The sequence below is a fragment of the Hyphomonas sp. genome, from assembly GCF_046313735.1.
Classification (GTDB): Bacteria; Pseudomonadota; Alphaproteobacteria; order Caulobacterales; family Hyphomonadaceae; genus Hyphomonas.
The window spans coordinates 1-1,867 of the sequence record NZ_JBKBXW010000009.1; the positions used below are offsets into that span (position 1 = coordinate 1).

Sequence of the window (1,867 nt, forward strand, 5' to 3'; positions counted from 1 at the left end):
AGCCCATCGGTCACATCCCGCCCGCAGAGGCAGAGAATGATTTCTATGCAGCACAGTCGCAGACCGCTATGGCTGCGTAACCCCAACCAAACGGCCTCCGAGGTTACCGGGGAGGTTCAGAGCATGGCGAAGGCTCATAGAAAGATTCCGAAATCAATAAAGCGGGAACTGATCAACCGCGCTGGCAATAAATGTTCAAATCCTGGCTGCTCAAACTGGCGCGTGCACATTCACCACATCCAGCATTGGGCAGTTTATGGAGCGCACCACGCAGAGCACATGATAGCCGTTTGCCCAAGCTGCCACGATGATATTCATCATGGTATCTTGAAGCTAACTGATGAAGACCTTTACGAATGGAGAGGTATTCGACGTTCTGACGCAAGAAATATTGCGCAGTTGTTTGTTGAACCATCCACCGAAATCAAATTGTTGGCGGGCACGATATGCCTGAAATCGCAAAACTCCGGGTTAACGGTGTTTGAATTCTCAAACCGAAACTTATTGTCGTTTTTAATATTGGATGGCGATATTCTGCGAGTGAACGCAAGAGTCGCCGACCGGTCAGGCCGCGAACTTGTTAGAGTGATGGATAATGTCGCGCGAACGTCATTCCCGAAACTAGTCGACTTTGAGCAAAGAGCCGGCCGGGTTCGTGTGAGCATTTCGGACACGAGCGATTTTGTTCCCGATTGGGTCGTAAGCAAGATTCGGCACTATGAACCCGCATATTGCAAAGACGGCATGATGGTTATGTTTGATTTGGAAGTCGTCCGACCTGGTGTAGTTAGAGTTAGAGGCTGCTGGCCAGCCCCTGACCGTGCTGTAGTGATCTCCGACGAAGCTTTGTATTTTTGCGAGTATCGTCAGCCTCGACCGATTGCGCTCTGCGGTGACGGAGAGGAATCGGTAATTTGTTTTACTGGGCCTTTGAACTCAGTGCTCTTTGGTTTTTAGCTCCCAAGTGGTGTTGCCGCCCCAATCGCCTCACGCGCCACAATATCCCCATCATACAGCGCCCGCCCCAGGATCGTGCCGGCAATCGGCGCATCGGCGGCCTTCAGGGCACGGATGTCTTCGACGCTCTTGACGCCGCCGGAGGCGATGACGGGGATGGAGACGGCGTTTGCCAGCTCTGCCGTGAACGGAACATTCACGCCGGTCTTCAGGCCGTCGCGGCCAATGTCGGTGGCGACGATGGCGGCGACGCCGCAGCCCTCGAAGGCGCGGGCAAGGTCCACCGCCTTCATGTCGCTCGTCTCGGCCCAGCCTTCCACGGCCACCATTCCATCCTTCGCGTCGATGCCGACCACGATGCGGCCGGGCAGGGCGCGCGCGGCGGTCTTCACAAGTTCGGGATCGCGCAAGGCAATCGTGCCGAGGATGACGCGCGAAATGCCGGCCTCCAGCCAGGCGTCAATCTGCGCGCGCGTGCGGATGCCCCCGCCAAGCTGAACCGGGGCTGGGGTGGACTTCAGGATGCTTTCGACGGCGGCGCGGTTCACCGGCTCGCCGGCAAAGGCGCCGTTCAGGTCCACCACATGCAGATGGGTGAAGCCCATCTCGTGAAAGGCGCGGGCCTGCGCGCCGGGATCGGTGTTGAACACGGTCGCCGCGTCCATCTCCCCGCGCAGCAGGCGGACACAGGCGCCGTCTTTCAGGTCAATGGCGGGGTAGAGGGTGAAGGTCATGGGTTCGGTCCGGGCGGTTTCATCCTCCCCCGCTTGCGGGGGAGGTGCCTGCGTAGCAGGCGGAGGGGGAAATTCGGGGCAGGTGGAGGTGGGGGGGGGGGGGGGGGGGGGGGGGGGGCGGGGGGGGGGCGCGCGGCGGGGGCGGCGGGGCGGGGGGGGGGGGGGGGGCGCGGGCG

General features: G+C 60.3%; 2 protein-coding genes. One reads left to right on the plus strand and one right to left on the minus strand.

Annotation, left to right across the window (positions count from 1 at the left end):
• Nucleotides 1-123: 123 nt before the first annotated feature.
• The gene (locus ACK4SV_RS05975; RefSeq protein WP_409916895.1) at nucleotides 124-957 is read left to right on the plus strand and encodes an HNH endonuclease signature motif containing protein; all 834 of its coding nucleotides are present in this window, start codon (nucleotides 124-126) and stop codon (nucleotides 955-957) included.
• Here the strand turns inward: ACK4SV_RS05975 and hisA are convergent.
• On the minus strand, nucleotides 954-1,691 hold the full coding sequence (gene hisA / locus ACK4SV_RS05980; protein WP_409916896.1) for a 1-(5-phosphoribosyl)-5-[(5-phosphoribosylamino)methylideneamino]imidazole-4-carboxamide isomerase: 738 nt from the start codon (nucleotides 1,689-1,691) through the stop codon (nucleotides 954-956). The two genes, ACK4SV_RS05975 and hisA, sit on opposite strands and share 4 nt — an antisense overlap.
• Nucleotides 1,692-1,867: the final 176 nt, after the last annotated feature.